The 3,032-nt window shown below is 59.6% G+C and carries 3 protein-coding genes; all 3 read left to right on the top strand.

Annotation, left to right across the window (positions count from 1 at the left end; translation table 11 throughout):
- Nucleotides 1-126: 126 nt before the first annotated feature.
- Nucleotides 127-978, top strand: a complete 852-nt coding sequence (locus tag AC1DLB_RS26375; RefSeq protein ID WP_019581559.1) for an MIP/aquaporin family protein — start codon at nucleotides 127-129, stop codon at nucleotides 976-978.
- Nucleotides 979-1,054: 76 nt separating this feature from the next.
- Entirely contained in the window at nucleotides 1,055-2,560 is a 1,506-nt protein-coding gene (gene glpK, locus AC1DLB_RS26370; protein WP_018926616.1) for a glycerol kinase GlpK, read from the top strand.
- Nucleotides 2,561-2,655: 95 nt separating this feature from the next.
- Nucleotides 2,656-3,032, top strand: a 377-nt coding sequence (locus AC1DLB_RS26365) for a DeoR/GlpR family DNA-binding transcription regulator (RefSeq protein ID WP_477785945.1), incomplete at its 3' end; no start/stop codon positions are given.

Below are 3,032 nucleotides of genomic sequence, written 5' to 3'. Positions count from 1 at the left end.
CAGCACGAACGTCTCACCGCAGCACCCGGCAGTAAGCCGAGCACAGGATGGGGATCCTGCCTCGGTGAAAATCGCGCTTTGACCTCGATGGAAAAGCGCCAGACAACAACAAAAACGAGGTTTTCAATGACAACTGCGTTACAACAACCGTCGCTCTCGAGCCAATGCATGGCCGAGTTTCTGGGTACTGCACTGCTGATCTTTTTCGGTACCGGCTGCGTTGCCGCGCTCAAGGTGGCGGGTGCCAGCTTCGGGTTGTGGGAAATCAGCATCATCTGGGGGGTTGGCGTCAGCATGGCGATCTACCTCACCGCCGGTGTTTCCGGTGCGCACCTCAACCCTGCCGTGAGTATCGCGCTGAGCATTTTCGCTGACTTCGAAAAGCGCAAACTGCCTTTCTATATCTTCTCCCAGGTCGCCGGTGCCTTCTGCGGGGCATTGTTGGTTTACACGCTGTACAGCAACCTGTTCTTCGATTTCGAACAAACTCACCAAATGGTTCGTGGCACCGAAGCCAGCCTTGAATTGGCCTCGGTGTTCTCCACTTTCCCGAACCCTGCCCTGTCCACGGGCCAGGCCTTTCTGGTTGAAGTGATCATCACCGCCATTCTGATGGGCGTGATCATGTCGCTCACCGACGACAACAATGGCCTGCCCAAAGGACCGCTGGCGCCGTTGTTGATCGGCCTGCTGATTGCCGTGATCGGCAGCTCGATGGGGCCGCTGACCGGTTTCGCGATGAACCCGGCCCGCGACTTCGGTCCTAAACTGATGACTTTCTTTGCAGGCTGGGGTGAAATTTCCTTCACTGGCGGACGCGATATCCCGTACTTCCTGATTCCGGTTTTTGCACCGATTGTCGGTGCCTGTCTCGGTGCTGCAGCTTATCGCGGGCTGATTGCCCGTCATCTGCCCAGCGCCATACCTGCTACAAAGGACGCAGCACTGGCCATTGACGGCAAACCAAGAACGTCTTGAAACCGTTGGCGCGTGATCCTGCCCATTTTGATCCCGCGCCTGACTTCACTTCCTTATTTCGTCCAAGGCAATCGACATGACCGACATTCAGAATAAGAACTACATCATTGCCCTCGATCAGGGTACGACCAGCTCCCGCGCGATCATTTTCGATCGCGACGCGAACGTGGTTTGCACCGCCCAGCGTGAATTCGCACAGCATTACCCGCAAGCCGGTTGGGTCGAACACGACCCGATGGAAATCTTCGCCACCCAGAGCGCCGTGATGGTCGAGGCCCTGGCTCAAGCCGGCCTGCATCACGACCAGGTCGCGGCCATCGGCATCACCAACCAGCGCGAAACCACCGTGGTCTGGGACAAGACCACTGGCCGCCCGATCTACAACGCGATCGTCTGGCAGTGCCGCCGCAGCACCGAAATCTGCCAGCAGCTTAAGCGCGACGGCCACGAGCAATACATCAGCGACACCACGGGCCTGGTCACCGACCCGTACTTCTCCGGCACCAAGCTCAAGTGGATCCTCGACAATGTCGAAGGCAGCCGTGAGCGGGCGCGCAAGGGTGAACTGCTGTTCGGCACCGTAGACAGCTGGCTGATCTGGAAATTTACCGGCGGCAAGGTGCACGTCACCGACTACACCAACGCCTCGCGCACCATGCTCTTCAACATCCACACGCTGGAGTGGGACGCGAAGATGCTGGACGTCCTCGACATCCCGCGCGAGATGCTGCCGGAAGTTAAGTCCTCGTCCGAAATCTACGGCCACACCAAAAGCGGCATCGCCATTGGCGGTATCGCCGGCGACCAGCAGGCCGCCCTGTTCGGCCAAATGTGCGTCGAGCCAGGCCAGGCGAAAAACACCTACGGCACCGGTTGCTTCCTGCTGATGAACACCGGCGACAAAGCGGTGAAGTCCAAGCACGGCATGCTGACCACCATCGCTTGCGGCCCGCGTGGCGAAGTGGCCTATGCGCTGGAAGGCGCGGTGTTCAACGGTGGCTCCACCGTGCAGTGGCTGCGTGACGAGTTGAAAATCATCAACGACGCCCACGACACCGAATACTTCGCCAACAAGGTCAAGGACAGCAACGGCGTGTACCTGGTGCCGGCCTTCACCGGCCTGGGCGCTCCGTACTGGGACCCGTATGCCCGTGGCGCGTTGTTCGGCCTGACCCGTGGCGTACGCGTGGATCACATCATTCGTGCCGCGCTTGAGTCGATTGCCTACCAGACCCGCGACGTTCTGGACGCCATGCAGCAGGATTCCGGCGAACGCCTGAAAGCCCTGCGCGTGGACGGCGGTGCAGTGGCGAACAATTTCCTGATGCAATTCCAGGCCGACATCCTCGGCACTCAAGTCGAGCGCCCGAAAATGCGCGAAACCACCGCGTTGGGCGCCGCTTACCTGGCGGGTTTGGCCTGCGGTTTCTGGGGCAGCCTGGACGAGTTGCGCGGCAAGGCGGTGATCGAGCGCGAGTTCGAACCGGCGCTGGACGAAACCGCGAAGGAAAAACTCTACGCTGGCTGGAAAAAAGCCGTCAGCCGCACTCGCGATTGGGAACCGCACGAAGGCGCTGAATAAGCCACGGACCGGACTCGTATCCGGTTGTAACTGGTAGGGAGCGGATTCCTGCGGCATCATGGGCAAATTTTGCACGGCAGCCCAAAGGAAGCCCCATGAATCTGCCTCCCCGTCAGCAGCAAATCCTTGAACTGGTCCGCGAACGCGGCTATGTCAGCATCGAGGAAATGGCCCAGCTGTTCGTCGTTACACCGCAAACCATCCGCCGCGATATCAATCAATTGGCGGAAGTGAATCTGTTGCGTCGCTATCACGGCGGCGCAGCCTACGACTCCAGCGTCGAAAACACCGCCTACGCCATGCGCGCCGATCAGATGCGCGATGAAAAGCAGCGTATCGGCGAAGCCATTGCGGCGCAGATTCCCGATCACGCCTCGCTGTTCATCAATATCGGCACCACCACCGAATCCATTGCTCGGGCGCTGCTCAACCACAGCCACCTGAAGATCATCACCAACAACCTGCATGTGGC

The organism is Pseudomonas sp. 05N434 (genome assembly GCF_056396965.1).
Note: the sequence above shows the minus strand (reverse complement) of the source record. Positions and strands in the feature narration are given on the sequence as shown.

Excerpts from the sequence above, each read along its gene's own strand:
- AC1DLB_RS26375 (WP_019581559.1), top strand. The coding sequence starts at position 127 with ATGACAACTGCGTTACAACAACCGTCGCTCTCGAGCCAATGCATGGCC.
- glpK (WP_018926616.1), top strand. The coding sequence starts at position 1,055 with ATGACCGACATTCAGAATAAGAACTACATCATTGCCCTCGATCAGGGT.